The organism is Amycolatopsis nalaikhensis (genome assembly GCF_030264295.1).
In the GTDB taxonomy this organism is placed as follows: Bacteria; Actinomycetota; Actinomycetes; order Mycobacteriales; family Pseudonocardiaceae; genus Amycolatopsis; species Amycolatopsis nalaikhensis.
This window is the reverse complement of sequence record NZ_CP127173.1, coordinates 3,278,751-3,303,051: the sequence shown is the minus strand read 5'-3', so window position 1 is coordinate 3,303,051 and position 24,301 is coordinate 3,278,751. Positions and strand designations below refer to the sequence as shown.

Annotated in this window: 24 protein-coding genes; 8 read left to right on the top strand and 16 right to left on the bottom strand. The window is 69.5% G+C overall.

From position 1 onward, the window contains the following. The first annotated feature begins 152 nt into the window (after positions 1-152). Positions 153-614: a hypothetical protein gene (locus QP939_RS16390; RefSeq protein WP_285457641.1), complete on the top strand. Its 462-nt coding sequence runs from the start codon at positions 153-155 to the stop codon at positions 612-614. Positions 615-662: 48 nt separating this feature from the next. Here QP939_RS16390 and QP939_RS16385 read toward each other — a convergent pair whose 3' ends face one another. Next, positions 663-1,703, bottom strand: coding sequence for an aspartate-semialdehyde dehydrogenase (locus QP939_RS16385; protein WP_285457640.1), 1,041 nt, complete (start codon positions 1,701-1,703; stop codon positions 663-665). Continuing rightward, the gene (locus QP939_RS16380) at positions 1,703-2,968 is read right to left on the bottom strand and encodes an aspartate kinase (RefSeq protein ID WP_285457639.1); all 1,266 of its coding nucleotides are present in this window, start codon (positions 2,966-2,968) and stop codon (positions 1,703-1,705) included. Before QP939_RS16380 ends, QP939_RS16385 begins: the two co-directional genes overlap by 1 nt. A 227-nt stretch (positions 2,969-3,195) precedes the next feature. On the opposite strand from QP939_RS16380, the gene QP939_RS16375 reads away from it, so the two are divergent. After that, positions 3,196-3,786: a nitroreductase family protein gene (locus tag QP939_RS16375; RefSeq protein ID WP_285457638.1), complete on the top strand. Its 591-nt coding sequence runs from the start codon at positions 3,196-3,198 to the stop codon at positions 3,784-3,786. Here the strand turns inward: QP939_RS16375 and QP939_RS16370 are convergent. Continuing rightward, entirely contained in the window at positions 3,783-4,487 is a 705-nt protein-coding gene (locus QP939_RS16370) for a ComEA family DNA-binding protein (RefSeq protein WP_285457637.1), read from the bottom strand. The genes QP939_RS16375 and QP939_RS16370 overlap by 4 nt on opposite strands. A 72-nt stretch (positions 4,488-4,559) precedes the next feature. Beyond that, the gene (locus QP939_RS16365; RefSeq protein WP_285457636.1) at positions 4,560-4,937 is read right to left on the bottom strand and encodes a hypothetical protein; all 378 of its coding nucleotides are present in this window, start codon (positions 4,935-4,937) and stop codon (positions 4,560-4,562) included. A gap of 239 nt (positions 4,938-5,176) precedes the next feature. Between QP939_RS16365 and leuA the strand changes: the two genes are divergently transcribed. Continuing rightward, on the top strand, positions 5,177-6,937 hold the full coding sequence (gene leuA, locus QP939_RS16360) for a 2-isopropylmalate synthase (RefSeq protein WP_285457635.1): 1,761 nt from the start codon (positions 5,177-5,179) through the stop codon (positions 6,935-6,937). Continuing rightward, positions 6,934-7,911 carry a helix-turn-helix transcriptional regulator gene (locus tag QP939_RS16355; RefSeq protein ID WP_285457634.1) on the top strand — a complete coding sequence of 326 codons (978 nt, stop codon included), beginning with the start codon at positions 6,934-6,936 and terminating at the stop codon, positions 7,909-7,911. The genes leuA and QP939_RS16355 overlap by 4 nt, the downstream gene beginning before the upstream one ends. On the opposite strand, the gene QP939_RS16350 is transcribed toward QP939_RS16355, so the two are convergent. Continuing rightward, positions 7,902-8,804: an SDR family oxidoreductase gene (locus tag QP939_RS16350; RefSeq protein WP_285457633.1), complete on the bottom strand. Its 903-nt coding sequence runs from the start codon at positions 8,802-8,804 to the stop codon at positions 7,902-7,904. The two genes, QP939_RS16355 and QP939_RS16350, sit on opposite strands and share 10 nt — an antisense overlap. 130 nt (positions 8,805-8,934) lie before the next feature. Between QP939_RS16350 and QP939_RS16345 the strand changes: the two genes are divergently transcribed. Beyond that, entirely contained in the window at positions 8,935-9,486 is a 552-nt protein-coding gene (locus QP939_RS16345; protein ID WP_285457632.1) for a DedA family protein, read from the top strand. Here the strand turns inward: QP939_RS16345 and QP939_RS16340 are convergent. Further along, positions 9,473-10,090 carry a peroxiredoxin-like family protein gene (locus QP939_RS16340; protein WP_285457631.1) on the bottom strand — a complete coding sequence of 206 codons (618 nt, stop codon included), beginning with the start codon at positions 10,088-10,090 and terminating at the stop codon, positions 9,473-9,475. The genes QP939_RS16345 and QP939_RS16340 overlap by 14 nt on opposite strands. Before the next feature lie 59 nt (positions 10,091-10,149). On the opposite strand from QP939_RS16340, the gene QP939_RS16335 reads away from it, so the two are divergent. Beyond that, positions 10,150-10,755 carry a TetR/AcrR family transcriptional regulator gene (locus QP939_RS16335; RefSeq protein ID WP_285457630.1) on the top strand — a complete coding sequence of 202 codons (606 nt, stop codon included), beginning with the start codon at positions 10,150-10,152 and terminating at the stop codon, positions 10,753-10,755. A gap of 32 nt (positions 10,756-10,787) precedes the next feature. Here QP939_RS16335 and QP939_RS16330 read toward each other — a convergent pair whose 3' ends face one another. Then, positions 10,788-11,699 carry a LysR family transcriptional regulator gene (locus tag QP939_RS16330; protein ID WP_285457629.1) on the bottom strand — a complete coding sequence of 304 codons (912 nt, stop codon included), beginning with the start codon at positions 11,697-11,699 and terminating at the stop codon, positions 10,788-10,790. A gap of 86 nt (positions 11,700-11,785) precedes the next feature. On the opposite strand from QP939_RS16330, the gene QP939_RS16325 reads away from it, so the two are divergent. Continuing rightward, positions 11,786-12,676 carry an EamA family transporter gene (locus tag QP939_RS16325; protein ID WP_285457628.1) on the top strand — a complete coding sequence of 297 codons (891 nt, stop codon included), beginning with the start codon at positions 11,786-11,788 and terminating at the stop codon, positions 12,674-12,676. Here QP939_RS16325 and QP939_RS16320 read toward each other — a convergent pair. The 3 genes from QP939_RS16320 to QP939_RS16310 form a co-directional block, all read right to left on the bottom strand. Then, positions 12,673-13,311 carry a DedA family protein gene (locus QP939_RS16320; protein ID WP_285457627.1) on the bottom strand — a complete coding sequence of 213 codons (639 nt, stop codon included), beginning with the start codon at positions 13,309-13,311 and terminating at the stop codon, positions 12,673-12,675. The two genes, QP939_RS16325 and QP939_RS16320, sit on opposite strands and share 4 nt — an antisense overlap. Before the next feature lie 696 nt (positions 13,312-14,007). Beyond that, positions 14,008-15,198: an RNA polymerase sigma factor gene (locus QP939_RS16315; protein ID WP_285457626.1), complete on the bottom strand. Its 1,191-nt coding sequence runs from the start codon at positions 15,196-15,198 to the stop codon at positions 14,008-14,010. Further along, the gene (locus tag QP939_RS16310) at positions 15,195-15,548 is read right to left on the bottom strand and encodes a YciI family protein (protein WP_285457625.1); all 354 of its coding nucleotides are present in this window, start codon (positions 15,546-15,548) and stop codon (positions 15,195-15,197) included. The genes QP939_RS16315 and QP939_RS16310 overlap by 4 nt, the downstream gene beginning before the upstream one ends. 84 nt (positions 15,549-15,632) lie before the next feature. Here QP939_RS16310 and QP939_RS16305 point away from each other — a divergent pair, with 84 nt between their 5' ends. Continuing rightward, entirely contained in the window at positions 15,633-16,064 is a 432-nt protein-coding gene (locus QP939_RS16305; RefSeq protein WP_285457624.1) for a YybH family protein, read from the top strand. 67 nt (positions 16,065-16,131) lie between these two features. Here QP939_RS16305 and QP939_RS16300 read toward each other — a convergent pair whose 3' ends face one another. The 6 genes from QP939_RS16300 to QP939_RS16275 form a co-directional block, all read right to left on the bottom strand. Continuing rightward, positions 16,132-17,244, bottom strand: coding sequence for an ABC transporter ATP-binding protein (locus tag QP939_RS16300; protein WP_285457623.1), 1,113 nt, complete (start codon positions 17,242-17,244; stop codon positions 16,132-16,134). Beyond that, a complete protein-coding gene (locus QP939_RS16295; protein ID WP_285457622.1) occupies positions 17,241-18,236 on the bottom strand; it encodes an ABC transporter ATP-binding protein in 996 nt (331 codons plus the stop codon). The genes QP939_RS16300 and QP939_RS16295 overlap by 4 nt, the downstream gene beginning before the upstream one ends. 6 nt (positions 18,237-18,242) lie before the next feature. Beyond that, positions 18,243-19,172, bottom strand: coding sequence for an ABC transporter permease (locus QP939_RS16290; RefSeq protein WP_285457621.1), 930 nt, complete (start codon positions 19,170-19,172; stop codon positions 18,243-18,245). Next, the gene (locus QP939_RS16285) at positions 19,169-20,170 is read right to left on the bottom strand and encodes an ABC transporter permease (protein ID WP_285457620.1); all 1,002 of its coding nucleotides are present in this window, start codon (positions 20,168-20,170) and stop codon (positions 19,169-19,171) included. The genes QP939_RS16290 and QP939_RS16285 overlap by 4 nt, the downstream gene beginning before the upstream one ends. An 81-nt stretch (positions 20,171-20,251) precedes the next feature. Then, positions 20,252-21,922 carry an ABC transporter substrate-binding protein gene (locus tag QP939_RS16280; RefSeq protein ID WP_285457619.1) on the bottom strand — a complete coding sequence of 557 codons (1,671 nt, stop codon included), beginning with the start codon at positions 21,920-21,922 and terminating at the stop codon, positions 20,252-20,254. A 352-nt stretch (positions 21,923-22,274) separates the two neighbouring features. After that, on the bottom strand, positions 22,275-24,239 hold the full coding sequence (locus QP939_RS16275; RefSeq protein WP_285457618.1) for a DUF6541 family protein: 1,965 nt from the start codon (positions 24,237-24,239) through the stop codon (positions 22,275-22,277). Between the last annotated feature and the right edge of the window lie 62 nt (positions 24,240-24,301).

The following is a 24,301-nucleotide window of genomic DNA, read 5'->3' as shown; positions in this document are numbered from 1 at the left end:
CTGAACTCGCTCGCGGGCTCAGGATCCCCTGGCGGGCCGGGCGCGACAACGGGTTTTCCGGGTCCGCGGGAGGGGTCCCGCGACACCTATGGTCCTCTTGACCGGTCGTCTCAGGTATCCGAAAGGCCGGTCCCGTCATGTCGTATCAGCCCATGCCCGTGTCCGGTGCGAACGCGGACCGGGAAGTCCGGCGCGGGATCCGCACCATGCGCCTGGCGATCGCCGCCCAGGCCGTGCTCTACCTGGTGATCGCGGGCCTCGTCTGGTACCTGGCCACGACAGTGGACGATCTCGGCGACATCGGCTGGCCGCTGGTGTTCGTGTCGGTGAACGCGGTGCTGATGGTGGTCCTCGTGGTGTGCGCCGTGCGGCTGGGCCGGCGCGAGCGCAAGGTCGTCTTCACGATCATGGGGCTCGAAACCGCGTTCGCGGCGATGCTGCTCATCGGGTTGATCGCGACGTTCTTCGAGGAGTCGAGCATCTCGTCGGGCGCACCCGCCGGGCTGGTCGCGTGGGGCTTGCTGATGCTGGCCGTGATGCGGCCCGTGCAGCAACCGGAGTTCCGGGCGGCGTTCGGCCTGCCACCGATGCGGACCCGGCCGAAGAAGAAGTGAAAACCGCCCCGGTCCCGCGCGTGGGGACCGGGGCGGTTTCGGCTCGGCTCAGAGCTGCTGCGCCACCAGCTCCGCGAGCTGCACGGTGTTGAGCGCGGCACCCTTGCGCAGGTTGTCGTTCGAGATGAACAGCGCCAGCCCGCGCCCGCCTTCGACGCCCTGGTCCACGCGGATGCGGCCGACGTAGCTCGGGTCGTTGCCCGCCGCCTGCAGCGGGGTCGGGACCTCCGACAGCTCGACGCCCGGCGCGTGCGTCAGCAGCTCCGTCGCGCGCTCGACCGTCAGGGCCCGCTCGAACTCCGCGTTCACCGAGATCGAGTGCCCCGAGAACACCGGCACGCGCACGCAGGTGCACGAAACGCCGAGGCCCGGGATGCTCAGGATCTTGCGGCTCTCGTTGCGGAACTTCTTCTCCTCGTCCGTCTCGAGCTCGCCGTCGTCCACAATGGACCCTGCCATCGGGAGGACGTTGAACGCGATCGGGCGGACGTACTTCTCCGGCTTGGGGAACTCGATCGCCGCGCCGTCGTGGGTCAGCAGCGACGCGTGCTCGGCGGCCGCCTTGACCTGGCCCGCCAGCTCGTCGACCCCGGCCAGCCCGCTCCCGGACACCGCCTGGTACGTCGACGCCACCAGCCGGACCAGCCCGGCCTCGTCGTGCAGCGGCTTCAGCACCGGCATCGCGGCCATGGTGGTGCAGTTGGGGTTCGCGATGATCCCCTTGCGCGCCTCCTTGATGGCCTCCGGGTTGACCTCGCTGACCACCAGCGGCACGTCCGGGTCCATCCGGAACGCCGAGGAGTTGTCGATCACCGTGACCCCGGCCGCGGCGAACCGCGGCGCCTGCGCCTTCGACGTCGAACCACCCGCCGAGAACAGCGCGATGTCCAAACCGGACGGATCCGCCGTCGCCGCGTCCTCGACCGTGATTTCGGTGTCGCGCCAAGGCAGCTTCGAGCCCGCCGAGCGCGCCGACGCGAAGTACCGCATCTCCGCGACCGGGAACTCGCGCTCCACCAGCAGCTTGCGCATCACCGCACCGACCTGGCCGGTCGCGCCGACCACCCCGATCCGCAGCCCGTCCGCCATCAGCGACCACTCCCCGCGTAGACGACGGCTTCTTCGTCGCCGCCGAGTTCGAACGCCTCGTGGATCGCGCGCACGGCGTCGTCGAGCTGCGCGTCCCGGATCAGCACCGAGATGCGGATCTCCGAGGTGTTGATGATTTCGATGTTGACGCCGGCCTGGGCCAGCGCTTCGCAGAACGTCGCCGTGACACCCGGGTGCGAGCGCATCCCGGCGCCGACCAGCGACACCTTGCCGACGTGGTCGTCGTAGAGCACCGACTCGAAGCCGATCTCCGCCTTGACCTTCTCCAGCTCCTTGACCGCCTTGGCGCCGTTGGCCTTCGACAGCGTGAACGTGATGTCCGTGCGGCCGGAGACGGTGCTGGACACGTTCTGCAGCACCATGTCGATGTCGATCTCGGCGTCGGCGATCACGCGGAAGATCCGGGCCGCGGCGCCGGCGTGGTCCGGCACCCCGGTGACCGTGATCTTGGCCTCGGAGCGGTCGTGCGCCACACCGGTGATCAGGGCTTGTTCCACGGGGATCTCCTCGATAGAACCGGTCACGGTGGTGCCCGGCTTGTCACTGTAGGAAGAGCGGACTCGGATCGGCACGCCGTAGCGGCGCGCGTACTCGACCGAACGCAGGTGCAGGATCTTCGACCCGCTCGCGGCCAGCTCCAGCATCTCCTCGTACGGGATGGTGTCGAGCTTGCGCGCGTCCGGCACGATCCGCGGGTCGGCGGAGTACACACCGTCCACATCGGAGTAGATCTCGCAGACGTCGGCGTTGAGCGCGGCGGCCAGCGCGACGGCGGTGGTGTCCGAGCCGCCGCGGCCCAGCGTGGTGATGTCCTTGGTGTCCTGCGCGACGCCCTGGAAGCCCGCCACGAGCGCGATGTAGCCCTGCTCGAGCGCCTCGGTGACGCGGCTCGGGGTGACGTCGATGATGCGCGCGTTGCCGTGCACCGACGTCGTGACGACGCCCGCCTGCGAACCGGTGAACGACCAGGCCTCGGCACCCTGGGCCGAGATCGCCATGGCGACCAGCGCGTTCGAGATGCGCTCACCGGCGGTGAGCAGCATGTCCATCTCCCGCTCCGGCGGCGCCGGGTTGACCTGCTGCGCCAGGTCGAGCAGCTCGTCGGTGGTGTCACCCATCGCCGAGCACACGACGACGACGTCGTTGCCGGCCTTCTTGGTGGCGACGATGCGTTCCGCGACGCGCTTGATCCGGTCGGCACTTTCCAGCGACGATCCGCCGTACTTCTGGACCACGAGGGCCACGCCCGAACCTCCTCGACGGGCCGGGCGGCTCCCTGGTGGGCACCGGAGAGCCCCCGCGTCCCATGTTTGTGAAGAGCCTACCGGGGCTTCAGCGGCCCGCCACCCTCTTGACGTGGGGCGGGGGTGTGCCGGGGGTCGTTCGGAAGTAAATCTTCCGTAACACCAACGAAATGCGCGAAGCCCTTCCTTCCGAGTGATGCAGCGCACGCCTGGGTATGGTCTTGATCGTGCGGAAACCAGCTGTGACGAGCGTCCCGATCGCGAACCTGATGGCCGAACGCTGGAGCCCGCGGGCGTACGACGAGTCGGCCGCGGTCACGCCGGAGCAGGTGAGAGCCCTGCTGGAGGCGGCCCGCTGGGCCCCGTCGTTCGGCAACACCCAGCCGGCGCGCTACCTGGTGGGCGTGCGCGGGACCCCGTCGTTCGACGCGATCTTGAGCGCCTTGAATTCGGGCAACCAGGCGTGGGCCCACCGGGCGAGCCTGCTGCTGATCGGCGTGATGGTGACGACGAACGAGAAGGGCGACGTGCCTTACGCGGAGTACGGGCTCGGGCTCGCTTCGGAGAACCTCGTGCTGCAGGCGGTGGAGCTGGGGCTGATCGCACACCAGATGGCAGGGTTTTCGCCGGACGCGGTGCGCTCGGCATTCTCGCTGCCGGACGACGCGGTGCCGAAGGTGGCCATCGCAGTCGGGTCGCCCGCGTCGCCGGAGGTGCTGGAGGAGGACTGGCGGATCGAGCGCGAGAAGTCGGAGCGGGTGCGGCTGCCGCTGGAGGAGTTCGCGTTCACCGGCCAGTGGGGCAAGGCGGCGCTCTAGCTCGGCAGGACCACGGCCCGGTCACGCACCCGAGCCAAGGCGGCGAAGGGCACCAACGTGCTGACGTCGTCCACGGCGGCGAGCCCACCCACGGTCGTCCGGATGTCGACGATGGCTTCGGCGGTGTCGGCGTCGAGCCCGCAAACCGACGCGATGTCGGCCGCCGGCGCGTTGTTGAGGTCGACGAGGCCGCCGTCGTCGTAGTTCCGCGGCAGGTCCGGGCGGCCGATCCGGAGATCGCGGGCGAGGAGCGGGTCGGTGGCGACGAGCTTCCGGGCTTCGGCACGGCGTTCCCGCGCGGCGAGCGCGGCGGCCAGGGCCGGGTCGGCTCCGCCGGGGCGTTCGGCCGGTGCCAGCCCGAGGACCTCGCGGCGCAGCTTGACCTGCTGGACGCAGGCGACCGCGACGACGACGAGGCCCAGGATGGTGGCGATCGAGGTCAGCACGTCTCCGGTCGTGCCGACTGCCTTGCCCGCGGCGTCCTTCGGGGCCAGCGAGAGCAGCACACCCATGACCGCCGCGGCCGCCCCGAACGCGGCGGCCCGCGCGTACAGGGACTTCCGCCCGAGGCGGACGGCGGCGTGCACGAACGGGACCCACGCGAAAAGCCCGACCGTGGCGATCGTGACGACGAAGTACCAGCGGCTTCCGACGCGGGCGACCGCGCTCGGCGTGGTCGCGGCAGGCTGTGAAACGGACATGGTCAGCACCCCTTCCGGCGTGCTGAAGTCGCCTGGCCGCGACGGTGCGTTACGCCCCCGCGCCGATCGTGCTCAGGAAGGGCCGCCCACCCGGCGGATGATCTTGGCGAGAATCCCCGACACGACGAGCCAGAAGATCGCCGCGATGCCGTAGTTCACCAGCACCCGCAGCTTCTCGTCACTGGGCGTGAACAGGTCACTGAAGCCCAGCGCCAGCGCGTCCGCCCAAGAACGGACGAACGACACGATGCCGTTGTCCGGGTTGGCCGAGCCCACCACGAAGATCACGTGGATCACCAGCAGCGCCGCGAAGACCAGTCCGACCCAGCGGACGATCGTCGCCAGCACCGAGGCCACGCGCCCCCGCGTCTGGCGCCAGTCGACGGCGGCCCGGCGGGAACGGGAGACCCGGGTCTCCGTCTCCTCCGACGACTCTGCGTGCTCAGCCATGTCCGCAGTTTCGCACGGGACTGGACCGATTGCTACCCGCTGGTAACACGATTGGCCGACCCGAAGTAACAGTTCAATCGCGGCCCGGCTTCCCTCACGCGGCGTTCCGTGGTTATGGTGGGGTCGTGGCGCGTGCTCTCCTGCTTCGCTGCCGCGACGGGGCCTGACCGGACCGGCTCCCCGTCGCGGGGCTTCGTGGTGCCGGTCGCACCCGTCGATCTGGAGACACCCCCAATCCCATGAGCAAGATCCGCAAGCCCTCTCGCCCGGCGCCCGCTGACCAGCCCGTTTGGAACACCCAGCGCGGCACGTCCATGCCGGTGCACCGCTACCGCCCGTGGTACGACCTGGTCGAGAACATCGACCTGCCCGACCGCACCTGGCCGACCAAGCGCATCGACCGCGCGCCGCTGTGGTGCGCCGTCGACCTGCGGGACGGCAACCAGGCCCTGATCGACCCGATGTCGCCCGCGCGCAAGCGGAAGTTCTTCGACCTGCTGGTCCGCATGGGCTACAAGGAGATCGAGGTCGGCTTCCCGGCGGCGTCGCAGACGGACTTCGACTTCGTCCGCGAGATCATCGACGAGGGCGCCATCCCGGACGACGTCAGCATCCAGGTGCTGACCCAGTGCCGTCCCGAGCTGATCGAGCGGACCTTCCAGGCCCTCGAAGGCGCGCCGCGCGCGATCGTCCACATCTACAACTCGACGTCGATCCTGCAGCGCCGCGTCGTCTTCCGCGAGGAGCGCGAGGGCATCAAGAAGATCGCGACGCAGGGCGCCGAAATGGTCGTCGACCTGGCCGCCAAGCAGCCCGACACGGACTTCCGGTTCCAGTACTCGCCGGAGTCCTACACCGGCACCGAGCTGTCGTACGCGCTCGAGGTCTGCAACGCCGTCACCGACATCTGGCAGCCGACGCCGGAGAAGCCGGTGATCCTGAACCTGCCGGCGACCGTCGAGATGGCGACGCCGAACGTCTACGCCGACTCGATCGAGTGGATGAGCCGCAACCTGGCCCGTCGCGACTCGGTGATCCTGTCGCTGCACCCGCACAACGACCGCGGCACCGGCATCGCCGCCGCCGAGCTGGGCTACCAGGCCGGGGCGGACCGGATCGAAGGCTGCCTGTTCGGCAACGGCGAGCGCACCGGCAACGTCGACCTGGTCGCGCTGGGCATGAACCTCTACAGCCAGGGCATCGACCCGCAGATCGACTTCTCCGACATGGACGAGATCAAGCGGACGGTCGAGTACTGCAACCAGCTGCCGGTACCCGAGCGCTCGCCGTGGGGCGGCGATCTGGTGTTCACGGCGTTCTCGGGCAGCCACCAGGACGCGATCAACAAGGGCCTCGACGCGCTGAAGGACGCCGCCGACAAGCAGGGCGTCCCGGTCGACGAGTACCCGTGGGAGGTCCCGTACCTGCCGATCGACCCGAAGGACGTCGGCCGCACGTACGAGGCCGTGATCCGGGTGAACTCGCAGTCGGGCAAGGGCGGCGTCGCCTACATCATGAAGGCCGAGCACCAGCTCGACCTGCCGCGGCGCCTGCAGATCGAGTTCTCGAAGGTCATCCAGCGCTACACCGACTCCGAGGGCGGCGAGGTCGACCCGACGACGATGTGGAACGCCTTCGCGGCCGAGTACCTGGAGCTGAAGACGCCGCTGGAGCTGGTCCGCCAGCACGTCCGCGACAACGGCGACGGCGAGTACGACATCACCGCGACGGTTCGCGTCGAAGGTGACGAGCACGAGGTCACCGGCAGCGGCAACGGCCCGATCGCGGCGTTCTTCGACGCGCTGTCGACGGTCGGGTTCGACCTGCGCCTGCTGGACTACAGCGAGCACACGCTCTCGCCGGGCGACGACGCGCGCGCGGCGTCGTACATCGAGTGCGCGATCTCGGACCGGGTGTTCTGGGGCATCGGCATCGACCCGTCGATCGTGACGGCGTCGCTGCGCGCCGTCGTCTCGGCGGTGAACCGCGCCAACCGGTGAAAGCCGAGCGGCTGGTCGCGCTGCTGTTCACGCTGCAACGGCGACGCAGCGCGACCGCCGCCGAGCTCGCGTCGGAACTGGGCGTCTCCGAGCGCACGATGCACCGCGACCTGGCGGCGCTGCGCGACGCGGGCGTTCCACTGTGGACGGAGCAGGGCCGCCACGGCGGCTTCCGCCTGGTCGACGGCTGGCGGGCGGGACTCGACGGCCTCACCGCGCGTGAGGCCGTCGCGCTGTTCGCGCTGGGGGTGCCCTCCGCGCTCGCGGGGCTCGGGTTGGACACCGCGGGCAGCGCGGCGCGGGCGAAGGTGTCCGCCGGGATGCCCGCCGAGCTGCGCGAACACGCGGCGCTGGTCGCCGGGCGGTTCCACCTCGATGCGCCGGGCTGGTTCGGCTCGGCTGACGAGCCGCCCGCGCTGGCCGCGGTCGCCCGCGCGGTGTGGGGACAGCGGCGGCTCTCGGTGACGTACCGGCGCCGGGACAAGGTGGCTTCGCGGGAGCTGGAGCCGCTGGGGCTCGTGCTCAAGGCGGGCGTTTGGTACCTGGTCGCGCGGGTGGTGCCCGACGACGCCTTACGGACGTATCGCGTGTCGCGGATCCTCTCGGTGGAGCAGCTCGACTCCGCGTTCTCGCGACCACCGGATTTCGACCTGGCGCAGTGGTGGCGGGAGTCGTCGGCGACGTTCGAGCAGGTCGCGCGGCCGCTGCGAGTGCGGGCCCGGCTCAACCGGACGGCGGTGCGCGAGCTGCGCCGCGTGTTCGGGGGCGAGCACCTGGCGGACACGGTGGTATCGCTGGGCCAGCCGGACTCCGACGGCTGGGCCGAGGCCGAACTCGCCCTGGAAGACGACGAGATCGGCCTCGGCCAGCTGGTGGCGCTCAGCCCGGGGGTGGAGGTGCTGGAGCCCCTTCGGTTGCGGGCGTCCTTGGCGCGCGTCGGCGCGGAGCTGGCCGCCCGCAATGCTCAGCGGTAGCCGGTGACGTCCGCCGGTTTGCCCGCGTCGGCCACCTCCACCATGTACCGCCACGCGTCCGGGCGACTGCCGTCCACGTCGTCGACCCCGTACTCCTTCGCCAGCTGCCCGCTGCTCACCGTCTGGCCGGACCACCGCGCCCGCTCCGGGTCCGAGGCCAGCGCCACCACCGTGCGCCCGCAGAACGTCGGCGTCTCCGAAATCGCGAAGTGCGGCACCCGCTCGCACGCGTCGCGCCAGTTGTCCTCCGTCACGCCGTAGATGTCCAGCATCATCTCCGACCGCAGGTACCCCGGCGTGAACGCCACCGCCGTGCAGGAATGCGCCGCCAGCTCGGCCGCCTCCCCGATCGCCAGCAAGTGCGCCGACGCCTTCGCGAGGTAGAACGGCAGCGAAGTCCCCTCGCGGTACTTCGCGTTGTACTCGGCCGTTCCGTCGGTCAGCTCGACCAGCAGCCCGCCCGGCCGCTTGATCAACGCCGGCAGGAGGAAGTGGCTGGTGATCAGGTGCGCGTCGATGCCGAGGCGGATCATGCGCAACCCCGCCTCCAGATCGTGCTCCCACACCGGCTTGCCCCAGCCGAGGTGCTTGTCGCCGCCCCACAGGCCGTCCACCAGGATGTCGAGCTGCCCGACCCGGGCGGCCAGCGCCGAAACCTCGGCCGGGACCAGGTGGTCGACGCGGATCGCCTCCGCCTGGCCACCCGCCTTCTCGATCAGCTCGGCCGTCTCCTCGATCGTCTCCGGACGGTCCACTTCGGACCGCCCGGCGCGCGTCGTGCGCCCGGTGACGTACACGAACGCGCCCGCTCGGCCCAGTTCGACCGCGATCGCCCGGCTCGCGCCGCGCGTGCCGCCCGCGACCAGGGCGACCTTTCCGTTGAGTGTGCTCATGGCGACCACGTTCGCGCCGAACCATGACAACTCCTGTCATGGTTCGGCGAGTCTGTGGGCCAGCTGTCGGGTTGCTGTGAGTCCCCGGTGATCGGGAGTGCGCCGGGCCCGGCGGGCGGTTAATGGAGGTGTGGACGCGACTACGGCGGGACTCCTGGTGCTGTTCGTCGTCTCGCTGGTGCCGCTGCTGCCCACCGAGGTGACGCTCCTCGGCATGGGCGTCGCGGCGGCGCAAGGCGGGACGTCGCTCGCGCCGGTGATCGCCGTGGCGAGCGCCGGCTGCCTGGCGTCCGACCAGGCGCTCTACGCCCTCGGCCGGTTCGGTGGCCGGGCGGCGCTGGACCGGCTGAGCCGGCGGAAGAAGATCGCCGCCGGCATCGGCTGGCTCGACGGGCGGCTGCAGCGCCACCCCCGGCCGGTGCTGGTGGTCGCCCGCTGGCTGCCCTCCGGCGGGACCGTCGGCGCCCTGCTCGCCGGCTCGCTCCGGTGGCCGATGGCGGAGTTCTTCACCGCCTCGGCCGTCGGCGTCACACTCTGGACGTCGTACGTGGCCTTCCTCGGCTACGCCGGCGGCCAGATCATCACCGAGCCCGGGATCAGCATGCTGCTCTCCCTCGGCGTGGCCCTGGTCCTGGGCTCGGTGATCACCTACGGCGTGAAGCGGTCCGCTAAAGCGATTTGACCGCCTCGAGGATCTGCGCAGGTTCGGTGCGGGTCGTGAAGTCCGGGTGGACGTCGACGAACCGGAGCACGCGGTCCCGGTCGACCACGACCACCGCCGGGTGGACCAGCTCCCAGGTGCCGTTGACCTGCTCGAGGTCCGTGCCGAGCGTCTGCATGGCTTCGCGCACCGGGCCGGAAACCGGGTAGCTCAGCCCGAGCCCGCGCGCGACGGTGCTGCCGGCGTCCGACAGCACCGGGAACGCCAGCCCTTCGATCGGCGAGCCGTCCGGTCGCTGCGGGCTGATCGCCGCGAGACGCGCCCCGAGCCCGGCCAGCTCGGGCAGGAGTTCCTGCTGGTAGGTGCGCAGGGTCAGGTTGCAGTACGGGCACCACTGACCGCGGTAGAACACGAGCACCGCGGGCCCGTCCGCGATCAGTTCGCCGAGGCTCACCGGCACGCCGTCGGCCCCGGGCAGCGTGAAGTCCTCGATCTTGTCGCCCGCTTCGGCGAACTTCGTCGTCGCGGCGCGACGTCGCTCCGCGTCCAGGATCTCGAAGATTTCCGGCGGCAGCGCGCCGCGGACCTGCTCGCCGACGTCGGACAGGCCTTGGTTAAGCGTCATGGATCCCCCTTGCAAGTTGTACTAATTGGTACAGTAAGACGAACTGTACTATCTGGTACATGGAGGCGCAAGCAGCGGCCACGACACCTCGTGGCAAGCGGACCCGCGACGCGATCGTCAACGCGGCCGCGGAGCTGATGTACGTCGACGGCGTCGCGGGCACGAGCCTCGACAAGGTGCTCGCCGCCAGCGGCGCCGGGAAATCGCAGATGTACCACTACTTCAAGAACAAGGACCAGCTGGTCGAAGCCGTCATCGACCGCTACCTCGAGCAGATCCTCGGCAACCAGCCCGCGATCTTCGAGCTGACCTCCTGGGCCGACTTCGAGACGTGGACCGAGCAGCTGCTGGACGTCCACCGCAAGGCGAGCGGGCCGATCGCCTGCCCGCTGGGCAACCTCGCCGGCGAAGTCGGCGACAACCCGAAGCTCGCGCCGCTGGTCGACCGCGCGTACCGGACGTGGGAGTCCCACCTGGTGCGCGGGCTGGAAACGTTGCGGGACAAGGGAGAGCTGGCCCCCGACGCCGACCCGGCGCGGCTGGCGCAGGCCGCGATGACGTCCGTCCAAGGTGGACTGCTCCTGGCCCACCTCCGCCACGACATCACGGCGCTCGAAGACGCCCTGCGCATCGCCTTGACCCACCTGCGCAGCCACCGGTCGTGAGTGTTTAGGGCGGTTCTAACCGCCCTAAACACTCACGAGGCGGCGGTGAGCTGGGCGACCTCCGCCTGCAGTTCCTCGATCACCTTCGCGACGGCGGGGCGCTGCAGCGCGCCCGTGCGGCAGACCGCCTCCACCAGCCGCGCCGCGCGGATCCCGGCGAGCGGACGGCCGACCAGCCCGCTGCCGCGGCGGGTGTCCATCGTGTAGCGCGGCAGCAGCGCGATGCCGTGCCCGGCGGCGACCAGCCGTTCGGTGATCCGGAAGTCGTTGATCCGCTGCACCACGACCGGCCGCACGCCGGTGCGGATGGTCAGCGAGCGCAGCACGTCGTCCACCGGGAAGCCGAAGTCGACGCTGATCCAGCGTTCGTCGGCCAGTTCGGCGAGCTCGACGCGGCGCCGGTTCGCGAGCCGGTGCCCGGTCGGCAGCGCGACGTCGAGCGGCTCCCGCAGCAGCGGCACGACGTCGAGCCGGTCCTGGTCGAACTCCGGCGCGTGCTCGTCGCGGTGCGCGACGACGACGTCGTAGTCCGCGACCAGCCCGGGGACCTCGGGTGGCGTCATGTCGACATCGCGGACGTCGACCTCCAGGCCGTCGTAACCGGCGACGCGGGTGAGCAGCCCCGGCAGCAGCATCAGGCCGGCGGACTGGAAGATCGCGACGCGCACCCGGCCGCGCGGCGCGCTGCGGTAGGTGTCGAGTTCGGACTCGGCGCGTTCGAGCGCGGCCAGCACCTCGTCGGCGCGGGCGACGAGCGCGCGGCCGGCGTCGGTCAGCCGCAGGCCGCGGCCGGCGGGCTCGGTGAGCGGCAGGCCGACCTCGCTCTGCAGCGCACGCAGCTGCTGCGAAACGGCGGACGGCGTGCAGTGCAGCGCCCGCGCGGCCGCGGTCACGCTCCCGCGGTCGGCGAACTCGCGCAACGTGCGCAGACGACCCAGATCCACGGCGCCAGCGTACGTGAAGCACGGCTACACAGTCCCTGCAAATATTCTCGCTGGTCCTTCACGGTCAGCGTTGTCAGAGTGGAGGCATGCCCGCTCGTGACCGTCTGCTCGCCGTGCTCGTCGCCGTCCTCTGGGGCCTGAACTTCCTCGCGATCCACGCCACGCTCGGCCAGTTCCCGCCGGTGTTCGCGGGCGCGCTGCGGTTCGCGGTGATCGCGGTGCCGACGGTGTTGTTCGTGCCGTGGCCGAAGGTGAAGGTGCGGCACCTGCTGGGCTACGGCCTCGGGTTCGGCACCGGGCAGTTCGCGTTCTTGTTCATCGCGATGGACACGGGCATGCCGACGGGGCTGGCATCGCTGGTGCTGCAGGCGTCGGCGCCGTTCACGGTGCTGCTCGGCGCGGTCTTCCTGCGCGAACGAGTCACGCCGCACCAGCTGGCGGGCATCGCGCTGGCCGTCGCCGGGATGGTGGCGATCGCGTGGCAGCAGTCCGGGCACGCGGCGCTGCTGCCGATGATCCTGACGTTGCTGGCCGCGCTGAGCTGGGCGTTCGGCAACCTGAGCTCTCGGCGGGCGGAACCGGACAACCCGCTGCACTTCACGCTGTGGATGTCGGTGGTGCCGCCGCTGCCGATGTTCGCGTTGTCGCTGGTCATGGAGGGCCCGGCGGCGCAGTGGCACTCCCTGACGACGTTGGGGACGTCGACCGGCCTGACGGCGCTGGCCGGGTTCGCGTACGTGGTGCTGATCGGCACGGTGGTGGGATCCGGGGTGTGGACGACGTTGATGCGCCGCAACCCGGCGAGCGTGGTGTCGCCGTTCTCGCTGCTGGTGCCGGTGGTCGGGCTGACGGCGTCGTTCCTGCTGCTGGGCGAGAGGCCGACGTGGCTGGAGATCACGGCGGCGGCGGTGGTGATCGGCGGAGTGCTGCTCGGCTCGCTCCGGCCCGCGCCCAAACCGGAGCTGGTCCCTGCCTAAGCCGTGGTCTCTTCCTGCTTTTCTTCGGTTTCGTGCTTCCGCCCGAGGCGCTTCTTCATGACGAAGAAGACGACAACGCCGATGACGATGGCGGCGACGAGCCCGAACTTGGAGAACCGGCCAAGCCACTCTTCGGCGACAACGCCGAGGTAGTAGACGGCGACGGTGGTGCCACCGGCCCAGACGATGCCCCCGGCGGCGTTCGCGAGCAGGAACTTCGGGTAGTGCATGCGCAGGGACCCGGCGAGCGGGCCGGCGAGGATGCGCAGGAAGGCGATGAACCGGCCGAGGAAGACGGCCCAGACACCGCGTTTGTCGAAGATCCGTTCGGCGTTGGCGAGGTGCGTCGGGCCGAAATGCTTCGGGAATTTCCGGCCGGCCCAGGCGAACAGGCGTTGCCCACCGGTCTTTCCGATCAGATAACCGATGCTGTCGCCGATGATGGCGCCGGCACTGGCGAGGACGCCGATCCAGAGCGGGTTGAGGGTGTCGTGCTGCGAGGCCAGCAAGGCGGCACTGACCAGCACGATCTCACCGGGGAGCGGGATGCCGAGGCTTTCGATCATGATGACGAGCCCGACGATCAGGTACACCGAAAGCGGCGGGATCGCCTCCAGCCATTGGTCGATGTGCACTGCCGCTACCCCCTGGTGTCCGGAATCCGCTTTCCGCAGGGTACCGGGGGCGGTACGCGCGGGGCGGCCTACTCAGGTATTGGCCCGGGTACGACTTTAGGCGGGGTCTGGGTCGGGGAATGGCATTTTCGCTCTCCGGTGCTCGGTGGGTGATCCACGCGATCGGGCGGAGGTTGTCCACGGGCGCGGGCTGGTTGTCCACAGGTTTCACCCCCATGTGGACAACTTCGGCTGCGGAGCCTGGATCAGGCAGATTCGTCGGTGCTCGGCGATAGGCTTGGCCTGGGGATGGCCCCCTTGGGAGGGCGGGCCTGGCTGGGCGGGCCTGGCTGGGCGGACCTGGCTGGGCGGACCTGGCTCGGCGAGCCCAGCTCGACAGGCCCAGCTCGGCAAGCCCCGCCCAGCAAGCCCAGCTCGGCAAGCCCCGCCCAGCAAGCCCGGCTTGGCGGAGCTGCGCACCTCGCTGTACTGAAGGGGACGTTCATCGCATCTGATGCGATGAACGTCCCCTTCAGCACACGCCAAGCGAGAGCCGCCCAGGCATGAGGTCAGAAGGCCTCCACGGGAGAAGGCAAGCCCGCAACCCCGATACGAAGCCAGAACACGGCCGACGGCGCCGGGTCAAGGCACGCTTTCCCGCCTTGACGCGGTGCCGTCGGCCGTAGTCACAATCCGGCTTCGGGGTTGCGAAGAGACTCAACCAAAATCAGACAAAGCCGCCGCGCGAGACTCCAAATACTCCCGCTCAGGAGCACTCAAAGTCCGCCGAGCAGCAGCCAGATAAGCGGCCCGAGCCCCCACCAAATCCCCTGCCAACTCGAGCAAGTGAGCCCGAACGGCATCAACCCGATGATGAGCAGCCAGAGCGGGATCCTCAGCAGCCGCATCCAACTCCGCCAACCCCACGGAAGCCCCACGAACCTGAGCAACAGCCACAACCCGGTTCAAGGTCACCATGGGCCCCGGAGCGACAACCCGCAGCAGGTCGTACAACGTAAGAATCTGAGCCCAGTCGGTCTCCGAAGCAGTAGCAGCTTCAGCATGAACAGCAGCGATAGCGGCCTGAAGCTGATAAGGCCCGACGGGATACCGAGCCAAGGCCTCAGTGATCAGCGAAACCCCCTCAGAGATCAACGAGGAGTCCCAAAGCGACCGATCCTGCAGAGCCAACGGCACCAAACCCCCAGAAGCAGAGACCCGAGCCGGGCGACGAGCCTCCGTAAGGAGCATCAAAGCCAGCAACCCCGCGACCTCGCCATCGTCAGGCCGCGAGACACGCAACTGCCGCACCAAGCGAATCGCTTCAGCCGTCAACTCGACCCGGTTCAGCGAGTCACCCGAACTGGCCGTATGCCCCTCGGTGAAGATCAAATAGAGCACCTGCAGCACAGAAGCCACCCGCGAGGGATCGGGAGGCACGAACCGCTCACCACGCAGGGACTTCTTCGCCCGGCTGATCCGCTGACCGATCGTCGACTCGGGAACGAGAAAAGCCCGGGCGATCTCCGCGGTCGTCAACCCACCGACCGCACGAAGGGTCAACGCCACCTGAGACGGCCCACTCAACGACGGATGGCAGCACAAAGCCAGCAAGGTCAGCGTGTCGTCAACACCGACCGGCACCGGATCCACCGGCTCAGCCAGCGCGACAGCCTCTTCACGACGCTGACGAGCGGTATCGCTCCGCCACTGCTCGATCCGACGACGGGAAGCGGTAGTGATCAGCCACCCCTTGGGATGAGCAGGCACCCCGGACGAGGGCCACTGCCGCGACGCCGCCAGCAGCGCCTCCTGCACCGCGTCCTCGCACGCGTCGAAGTCCCCGTAACGCCGCACGAGCGCCGCCAGGACCTGGGGCGCCAGCGCACGCAGCAGCTCCTCCGTCACAACCCCATCACCGGCCGGACCTCCACCACCCCGAACGACGCCTCCGGGATCCGGGCCGCGATCTCCACCGCGCGCTCGATGTCAGCGCACTCCAGCAGGTAGAACCCGGCCAGGAACTCCTTGGCCTCGGCGAACGGGCCATCCGTGGTCGAAACGGAATCCGACACCCGGACGCGCTTGGCCGCCTCCGGGAAAGCCAGCCGCTCCGACACGATGCGCTCGCCGGACGCGTCAAGGTCCGCGTTGAGCCGGCGGTAGTACTCCAGGCCCGCCGCTCGCTGTTCGTCGGTCATCCCCTCCCACGCGGCTCGTGATTCGGGGTTGCCGTAGATCAACACCACGTACTTCAAAAATCCTCCCCGGGGGATGTCGAAATCCGCGCGGCGGCACCTACGTCTCCGGTGAACAGGCACCCACCACCTCAGGAGGATGGCATGACCGAGCAGGACGACAAGCGGATTCGCGCACTGATTTCCGAGCGCGTCACGGCGATAACCGAACGTGACGCCGACGCGCTCGCCCGGCAATGCGTGCCGGACCTCCTCGCCTTCACCCTCGCCCCGCCGCTCGCGCACCACGGCGAAGACGTCGAGGCGCGCAAGGCCTGGTTCGCGAGCTTCGACGGCCCGATCGAGTACGAGGTCCGGGACCTCGAGGTCACCGTCGGCGGCGATGTCGCCTACAGCCACTCCCTCACCCGGCTGTCAACCACGCCGAAGGGGATGCCGCAGCCGTTCGAGCTGTGGTTCCGCTCCACCACGGGCTTCCGGAAGGTGGACGGCGAATGGCGGATCGCTCACGTGCACGACTCGACGCCGTTCTACATGGACGGCACCATGAGCGCCGCGCTGGACCTCAAGCCCTAGCGGCGTCACTTTCATAGTGAAAGTGACGGGGCGTCGCCACCCGCCACTTTCACTATGAAAGCTCCGGTCAGAGGATCTCGGCGGACGTGCCGATGTCCGGCGGGCCCAGGTCGGGGTTCAGCGCCCCGGTGAGCTCCACCAGCTCCGGCTCCACCTCGTGCGGCTGGATGCGCCCGTCGCGGATGTCCTCCGCGTAGTGGCACGCCACCCGGTGCCCGCCGCCGATTTCGCGCAGCTGCGGGCGGTCGGTGTCGCACAGGCTCGCCTGCCGCCACGGGCAGCGCGTGTGGAAGCGGCAGCCCGACGGCGGGTTCGCCGGCGAGGGCAGGTCACCGGCGAGCAGGATCTGCTCGCGGGTGTCCTCGACCTGCGGGTCCGGCACCGGGATGGCCGACAGCAGCGCCCGCGTGTACGGGTGCAGCGGCTCCCGGTACAGCGAGTCCGCGTCGGTCTCCTCGACCAGCGCACCGAGGTACATCACGCCGATGCGGTCGGAGATGTGCCGCACCACCGCGAGGTCGTGCGCGATCACCACGTACGTCAGGCCGAGCTGGTCCTGCAGGTCCTCCAGCAGGTTCACCACCTGGGCCTGCACCGAAACGTCCAATGCGGACACCGGCTCGTCGGCGACGATCAGGTCCGGCTCCACGGCCAGCGCCCGCGCGATGCCGATGCGCTGGCGCTGCCCGCCCGAGAACTCGTGCGGGTACTTCCGCAGCGCCGTCTCCGGCAGGCCGACCGCCGACAGCAGCTCGCGCAGCCGCCGCTGGGTGGCCTCCTTGTCCTTGTCGAGGCCGTGCGCGCGCATGCCCTCGAGCAGGATGGACTCCACCGACTGGCGGGGGTCCAAACTGGACAGCGGGTCCTGGAAGATCATCTGCATCCGGCGCCGGGCCTTCCGCAGCTCTTCGCCCTTGAGGTGCGCGACATCGGTGCCGTCGAACACCACGTTCCCCGACGTCGGCTCGTTGAGCCGCAGGATCGCCCGGCCCAGCGTCGACTTGCCGCAGCCGGATTCACCCACCAGGCCGTAGGTCTCGCCGCGGCGGATGGCCAGGTCGACGCCGTCGACCGCGAAGACGTGACCGATCGTCCGGTCGATCACGATGCCGCGCTTGATCGGGAAGTGCACCTTGAGGTCGGTGACCTCGAGCAGCACGTCACCAGCAGGACGGGTCATCGGGTTCCTCCTCCCGCGGCGACCGCGGGCCGCACGGGGTTGTGACAGCGCAGCAGGCCGCCCTGGTCGGGCACCAGCTGCGGCTGGACCTCGCGGCAGACCGGCAGCGCGTTCGGGCAGCGCGGCGCGAACGCGCACCCGTGGTCCCACGGGATGTTGTCGGCCACCGAACCCCGGATGGGGATCAGCTTCTCGCCGCGGCCCGCGTCCAGGCGCGGGATCGAGGCGAGCAGGCCGTGCGTGTACGGGTGCCGCGGCTCGGCGAACAGCTGGTGCCGCTGCGCCCGCTCGACGATCTTGCCGCCGTAGAGGACGTTGACCTCGTCGCACAGCCCGGCGACGACGCCGAGGTCGTGCGTGATCATGATCAGCGCGGTGCCGGTGTCCTGCACCAGTTCGCGCAGCAGCGCGAGGATCTGTGCCTGGATGGTGACGTCGAGCGCGGTCGTCGGCTCGTCGGCGATGAGCAGCCGCGGGCGGCACGCCAGCGCGATCGCGATCAGCGCGCGCTGCCGCATCCCGCCGGAAAGCTGGTGCGGGTACTCGGAAAGCCGGCGCGACGGGTCGGGGATGCCGACCTTGTCGAGCAGGTCCACCGCTTCCACCGACGCCGTCTTGCGCGACATCCCGCGGTGGCGTTCCAGCACCTCGGTGATCTGCAGCCCGATCGGGATGACCGGGTTCAGCGAGGACAGCGGGTCCTGGAACACCATGCCGAGGTCGCGGCCGCGGCGGTCGCGCATGTCCTTGTCGGACAGCTTGAGCAGGTCGGTGCCTTCGAAGCGCACCGAGCCGCTGACCTTGTTGCCGCGCCGGGCGAGCAGCCGCATGATCGCCAGCGACGTCACGGACTTGCCGCAGCCGGACTCGCCGACCAGGCCGACCGTCTGGCCCGGCTCGACGTCGAAGCTGACCCCGTCCACCGCGGTGAAGGGTTGCTCCCCCTTGCGCTGGAAGACGACCGAGAGGTCGCGGACTTCAAGGAGTGCCATGGGTTCTCACCGCCTGTTCTTCGGGTCGAGGGCTTCGCGGAGGGACTCGCCGAGCAGCGTGAACCCGAGGGCGACCACGATGATCGCGATGGCCGGGTAGTACGCGAGCTCCGGGCGGATGTCGAGGAACTGGCGCGCGGCCTTGCCGAGCATCAGCCCCCACTCCGCCCGTGACGGGTCCGGGTCGCCCAGACCGAGGAACGACAGCGCCGCGGCCTCCAGGATGGCGGTCGCCAGTGTCAGCGTCGCCTGCACGATGACCGGGCCGAGCGAGTTCGGCAGCATGTGCCGGAACACGATCGTCCCGCGCTTGACGCCCAGCGACGTCGCCGCGAGCACGTGGTCGGCGTCGCGCTGGGCCAGCATGGAACCGCGCAGCAGCCGCGCGAAGATCGGCACGCCGACCATCGACACGGCGAGGATGACCGTCCACTGGCTCGGCTTCGCGAACAGCGCCGCGATCGAGATGGCCAGCAGCAGCGACGGGAACGACAGCATGACGTCGACCAGTCGCATGAGGACGGTGTCGACCCAGCCGCCGAACGCGCCCGCGAGCCCGCCGATGAGCACGCCGATCAGCACGCCGATGAGCGTGGCGAGCACGCCGACCAGCAGCGTCTGCTGGGCCCCGACGATCAGCCGGGACAGGAAGTCGCGGCCGAAGTCGTCGACGCCGAGCGGGTAGCCGGGCATCGAGCCGGGGATGATGCCCCGGCCGAGCTGCACCTGGTCCTGCATCGAGCGGTCCAGCGGGTCCTTCGGCGCGAGCAGCGGGGCGAAGATCGCCAGGAGCAGGAACAGACCGGTGATGACGCCGCCGGTGATCGCGACCGGGCTCTTCAGCATCCGGCGGAACGCCTCGCCGCCGATGCTGCGCCCGCTCGCCGCGGCGAGCTTGTCGATCGGTTCCTTCTTCTTGTTGAGCAGAGTGTTCATCGCACACGCACCCTCGGGTCGATGATCCCGTACGAGATGTCGACCAGCATGTTCACCAGGACGTAGACCACGGCCCCGAACAGCAGCAGCGCCTGCAGCCGCGGGTAGTCACGCCGTTCGATGCCTTCGGCCAGGAGGAACCCGAGGCCGCGGAAGTTGAACACCCGCTCGGTCAGCACCGCGCCGCCGAGCAGCGCGCCGGTCTGCAGGCCGATGGTGGTGACCACCGGGAGCAGGCCGTTGCGGAGCACGTGCCGCCGCCGGACCACCGGCTGGGTGAGGCCCTTGGAGTTGGCCGTGCGGATGAAGTCCTCGTTGAGCACCTCGAGCACGGACGCGCGGGTGATCCGGGTGATCACCGCGAGCGGGATGGTGGCCAGGGCGAACGCGGGGAGGATCAGGTGCTTGACCGCGTCCCAGACGGCGTCCCACTCGCTGGTCATGATGCCGTCGAGGATGGCGAAGTTCGTGATGGCCGTGGCGTCCAGGCCGGACGACTGGCGGCCCTGCGACGGCAGCCCCAGCGGGGAGGCCAGCAGGTCCTGCATCATGTAGCCGAGGAAGAACACCGGCACCGCGACGCCGATCAGGCTGAGCACGATGACACCGTTGTCAACGGGCCCGCCGCGGTAGCGCGCCGAGAGATAGCCCGCCGGGATGCCGACGACGACCGCGATGATCATGGCCGAGAGGCCGAGCTCGATGGTCGCCGGCAGGAAGGTGACGATCTCGTGGCCGACCGGCTGGGTCGAGACGAGCGAGTTGCCGAAGTCGCCGGTGAAGGCGCGGCCGAGGAACTTGAAGTACTGCAGGATGATCGGCTGATCGAGCCCGAGTACGTGGTTGAGGTCGGCGATCTTCTCGGGCGTTGCCTTGTCACCCAGCAGCGCGGTGGCGGGACCGCCGGGCAGGGAACGCAACCATGCGAAGACCAGGATGGACAGGATGAAGAGCGTCGGGATCGCTTGTAGCAGCCGACGCACGAGAAAACGGAGCACGTGCAGTCCTTATGTGCCAGCCCGGGAACCAGGGACAGGGGGTGGATGCGGTAGCACCCACCCCCTGTCGTCTGAGCCAGATCAGTTCACGGTCACGGTGTTGAAGCGCTCGTCGGTGAGCGGGCTCGCCACCAGACCCTTGACCTTCGGGCCGACCACGATCGCCGGCGTCGGGTAAGCGATCGGGACCGCCGGGAGGAAGTCCATGATCTGCTTGTTCACTTCCTGGTACGCCTTGGCGTGCGCGTCACCGGCCGGCGACGCGTCCGCGGCGGCCAGCGCCGAGAACAGCTCGGGGTTGTTGAAGCCGAACTCCTTCTTCTCGCGGCCGAAGAACGTGCCGACGAAGTTGCCGGCGTCGTTGTAGTCACCGGTCCAGCCGAGCAGGTGCAGGTCCTGCTTGCCGAACTTCTGCACGTCGTCCTTGTAACCACCGTTCCACGGCTCGGCGTGCGGCTCGATCGTGACGCCGATCTTCTTCAGGTCCTCGGAGATCGCCGTGAACGTGTCCGCCGGGTTCGGCATGTACGGGCGGCTGACCTCGGTCGGGTAGTAGAACTTCAGCGTCAGGTTCTCCGCACCGGCGGCCTTGAGCAGCTGCTTGGCCTTCTCCGGGTCGTACGGGTACTTGGTGACGTCGTCGGTGTAGCCCGAGATGACCTTCGGGACGAACTCGGTCGCGACCTCGGAACCCTCGGCCAGCTTGCTCTTCACGAACTGCTCGCGGTTGATGCCGTAGGCCAGCGCCTTGCGGACGTTGGGGTCCTTCAGCTTCGGGTTGCCGGACTGGTTGATGCCCAGGTACAGCACGTTGAACGACGGGCGGATGAGCACCTGCTCGCCGTCGTTGCGCAGCAGGCCGTAGTCCGCCGGGTTCGGGTAGTCGTAGCCGTTGATGTCGCCGGCCTTGAGGGCCTGCTTGCGGGCGTTCTCGTCCGGGATGACCTTGAAGATCAGCTTGTCGAGCTTCGCCGGCGTCGGGCTGGTGTCGTTCTTGACCAGGGTGATCTCACCCTTGGCCTGGTCCCAGCTCTCGAACTTGAACGGACCGGTGCCGACCGGGTGCTTGTTCGCGTACTCGCTGTAGGTGAACGAGTCGCCGCTCTGGGTCACCGTGTTGCCGTTGTACTGCTTGATCGCGGCCGGGCTCTGGATCGCGAACGACGGCAGCGTGAAGGCGGCCGGGAACGCGCCCTTGGCCTTGTTCAGGTTGAGGACCGCGGTCGTCGGGTCCTTCGCCTCGCAGCTCTTGTAGACCGGCTGGCCGCCCGCGTCGCCCTCGTTCTTGGCGAAGCCTTCGAAGACGTCGCCGTAGTAGATCATCTGGCTCTGCGCCGCGGCGCCGGCCATGTTGTACCAGCGGTCGAAGTTGAAGCAGACCGCGGTGGCGTCCATCGGGGTGCCGTCGGAGAACTTGACGCCGGACTTCAGGGTGAACGTCCAGGTCTTGCCCTCGTTGCTCGACTCCCACTTGTCGGCGAGGGAGGGCTCGAGGTCGGCGGTGCCGGGCTTGTTCTGGATCAGCGTGTCGAAGATCTGCCGCGTGATCCGGAAGGTCTCGCCCTCGTCGTTGAACGCGGGGTCGAACAGCTTCGGGTTGCCGGCCGCGCCGAAGATCATCGTGCCCCCGGAACCACCCCCGGCGCCCTCGTCACGCTTGGATTCCGCACAGGCGGACAGCGAAACCGCGAGCGCGCCGGCGAGCCCGATCAGGGCCACGCGGCGTGTTCGGGTCAGCCGCAATTGCTGCATCTGGCACCCCTTGGGAGATGTTCGGGTTCTAAGTCACCGTCCGGTCGGTCAGGAACTCGACGGACGATCGGTGTGCCCGCCGACACTAGCGGGAACTCGGCCCGCACTTAAGCACGTGAGGTTACGATCGCGCTACGTGGGCGTCGATTTGACCGCAATGTGTCCGTAAATCACGACAGAATGTGACCGTTTGTGGGCTAACACTCCGCCCAGTGCCGGATCGCTAACTCAGATGGCGGTACCAACGTTAGCCCGGTCGTGGTGGGCGCGACGGATTCGCTTGATCGATCCGGAGCCACCCGGGCACACAGGGTGACCACGCGGTTCCCGACGAAAGTCGGTTCCCGGGACCTCAGCGGCCGGTGCCGGACGCGGGCGCGGCACCGGAGGAAACGACCCCCTGCTGGCCTTCGATCTCGTACACGGTCGCGCCCGGGTTGCGGAACACGACCTTGAACTCCGGGTTCGTGGACAGCGCACGGAGGCCGGGCCCGTTCTTCTGGTCCGGGGTCACCATGCCGTTGCCGACGAAGACGTACCGCACCTTGAGGTCGGTCAGCAGCTCCCGCACCCGCGGGAACCGGTCGATGTCGTCGAGGTAGACGCCGAGGTACCCGGCCGGGGTGTCCCCTTCGGCACCGTAGAAGGTCCATTCGACCGGCTGGACGCCGTCGAGCGCGTACATCCAGACCGAGCCGTCGGCCTTGCCGTTCATCACGCGCTCGCCCGGTTTGACGCGCGTAGCGAGCCAGCTGAAGGCCGCGCGCTCGGCGTCGCTCACGGTCGGCCCGCCGCCGTAGCCGTACTGCAGGCGCGCGGCGTTGCGCCCGACGTAGCCGCCGCGGCTCAGGCCGCCCACGAGCACCAGGAGCACCACGACGCCGACCGCGGTGAGCGTCGTCGCCGAGACGTTCGGCAGGCGGGCGCCCGCCTTGCGCGCGAACCAGCGGCACGCAGTGTCGGTGAACTCGCCGAACGCGACCGCGCCCGCCAGCGGGACGAGCGCGCCGATCCGGTAGTGGTCGTTGTAGAAGACGCCGGTGAGCGTGTGGATGAGCGGCGTCTCGAGCGACACGGTGGCCGCGAACAACCCGCCGAACACGACGTAGGCGGCGACCATCCACAGCATCCGCCGGTGCCGGACCAGGAAGATGACACCGATGAAGGCGGGCACGCCGATCCACCACAGCGGAAAGTCGGCCATCGGCGAGAAGGTGAGGGTCTCGCCGAGCCCGCCGCTCACCGTCGCCTCCGACGACCAGGACGCGCTCGTCACGCCCCCGGCGTTGTACAGCGAGGGCAACGCGAGCGGCAGTCCGCAGACCACCGCCAGCGCGATCGTCGCGCCGAGCGAGGGCGCCGACCGGCGCCAGTCGATCCGCTCGAACCGCACCAGCACGGCGAGCAGGATCAGCAGGAAGTAGACGACCACGACGAACGCGACGCTGGTGTGCAGCCCGATCAGGCCGGCGACGCCGACGCCGATCGCGACCGGGCCGGCGATCCCGCGCGGCTCCAGCAGCAGGCGGGCCAGCGCGAGCATCGCCGGGATCAGCGCGACCCCGGCGACGTACGGCCACAGCGGCCCGCGCCACAGCGAGTCGTACGGGAAGTTGGTGAACGAGGCCGACACCGCCGCGGCCGCGCCCACCGCGATCGGCGGCATCCGCCAGACGTGGCACATGGCGGCGACGCCGATGGGCACGCACAGGATCACCGTGAGCGCGGCCATGTTCAGTGTCGGCATCATCGCCAGGCCGGCCTTGTCGAAGACCAGGGCGAGCAGCGCGTGGTAGGTGTCCGGGTAGAAGTAGTCGGTCTGGTTCGGCAGGTTCGCGATCGTGCCGACCGTCGACGGCCGGGCGTCGCCGTGCTCGGCGATCCAGCGGACGAGGTTGCCGTGGAACGGCGCGTCCCAGCCCTGCTGGACCTGGTCGAGCCCGTGCGTGCCGCGCAGGAACGTGACGACGCCCACCAGGCTCCCGGCGAAGACGCCGGCGCCGATCAGCAGATGCGCGCGCAGGGAGCGGGCCGGCGCGGCGGCCGCGTCCGCCCAGTCCGGGTGCCGCCGGGCGGTGAACCGCCGGACGAGGAACGCGAGGCCGAAACCGGCCGCGGACAGCACGAGCGTCCACACCGCGACGTCGAGGGTGTTCCAGCGGATGCCGAGCCCGCCGAGCACCGGCACCCCGAGGCTGACGATGCCGAACGTCAGGATCGGCGCGGCCGCGGCGAGCAGCCAGCCGCGCAACCGGATCGCCGCCCCGAAGACGAGGCCGGGCAGCCAGAAGGCGAGCACGACCAGAAGAACGTTCATGGCTTCGCTGTCCAACCTCACCTGCGTACGACGCCCACCCTGCTGACGTGGGGTTACCCTAC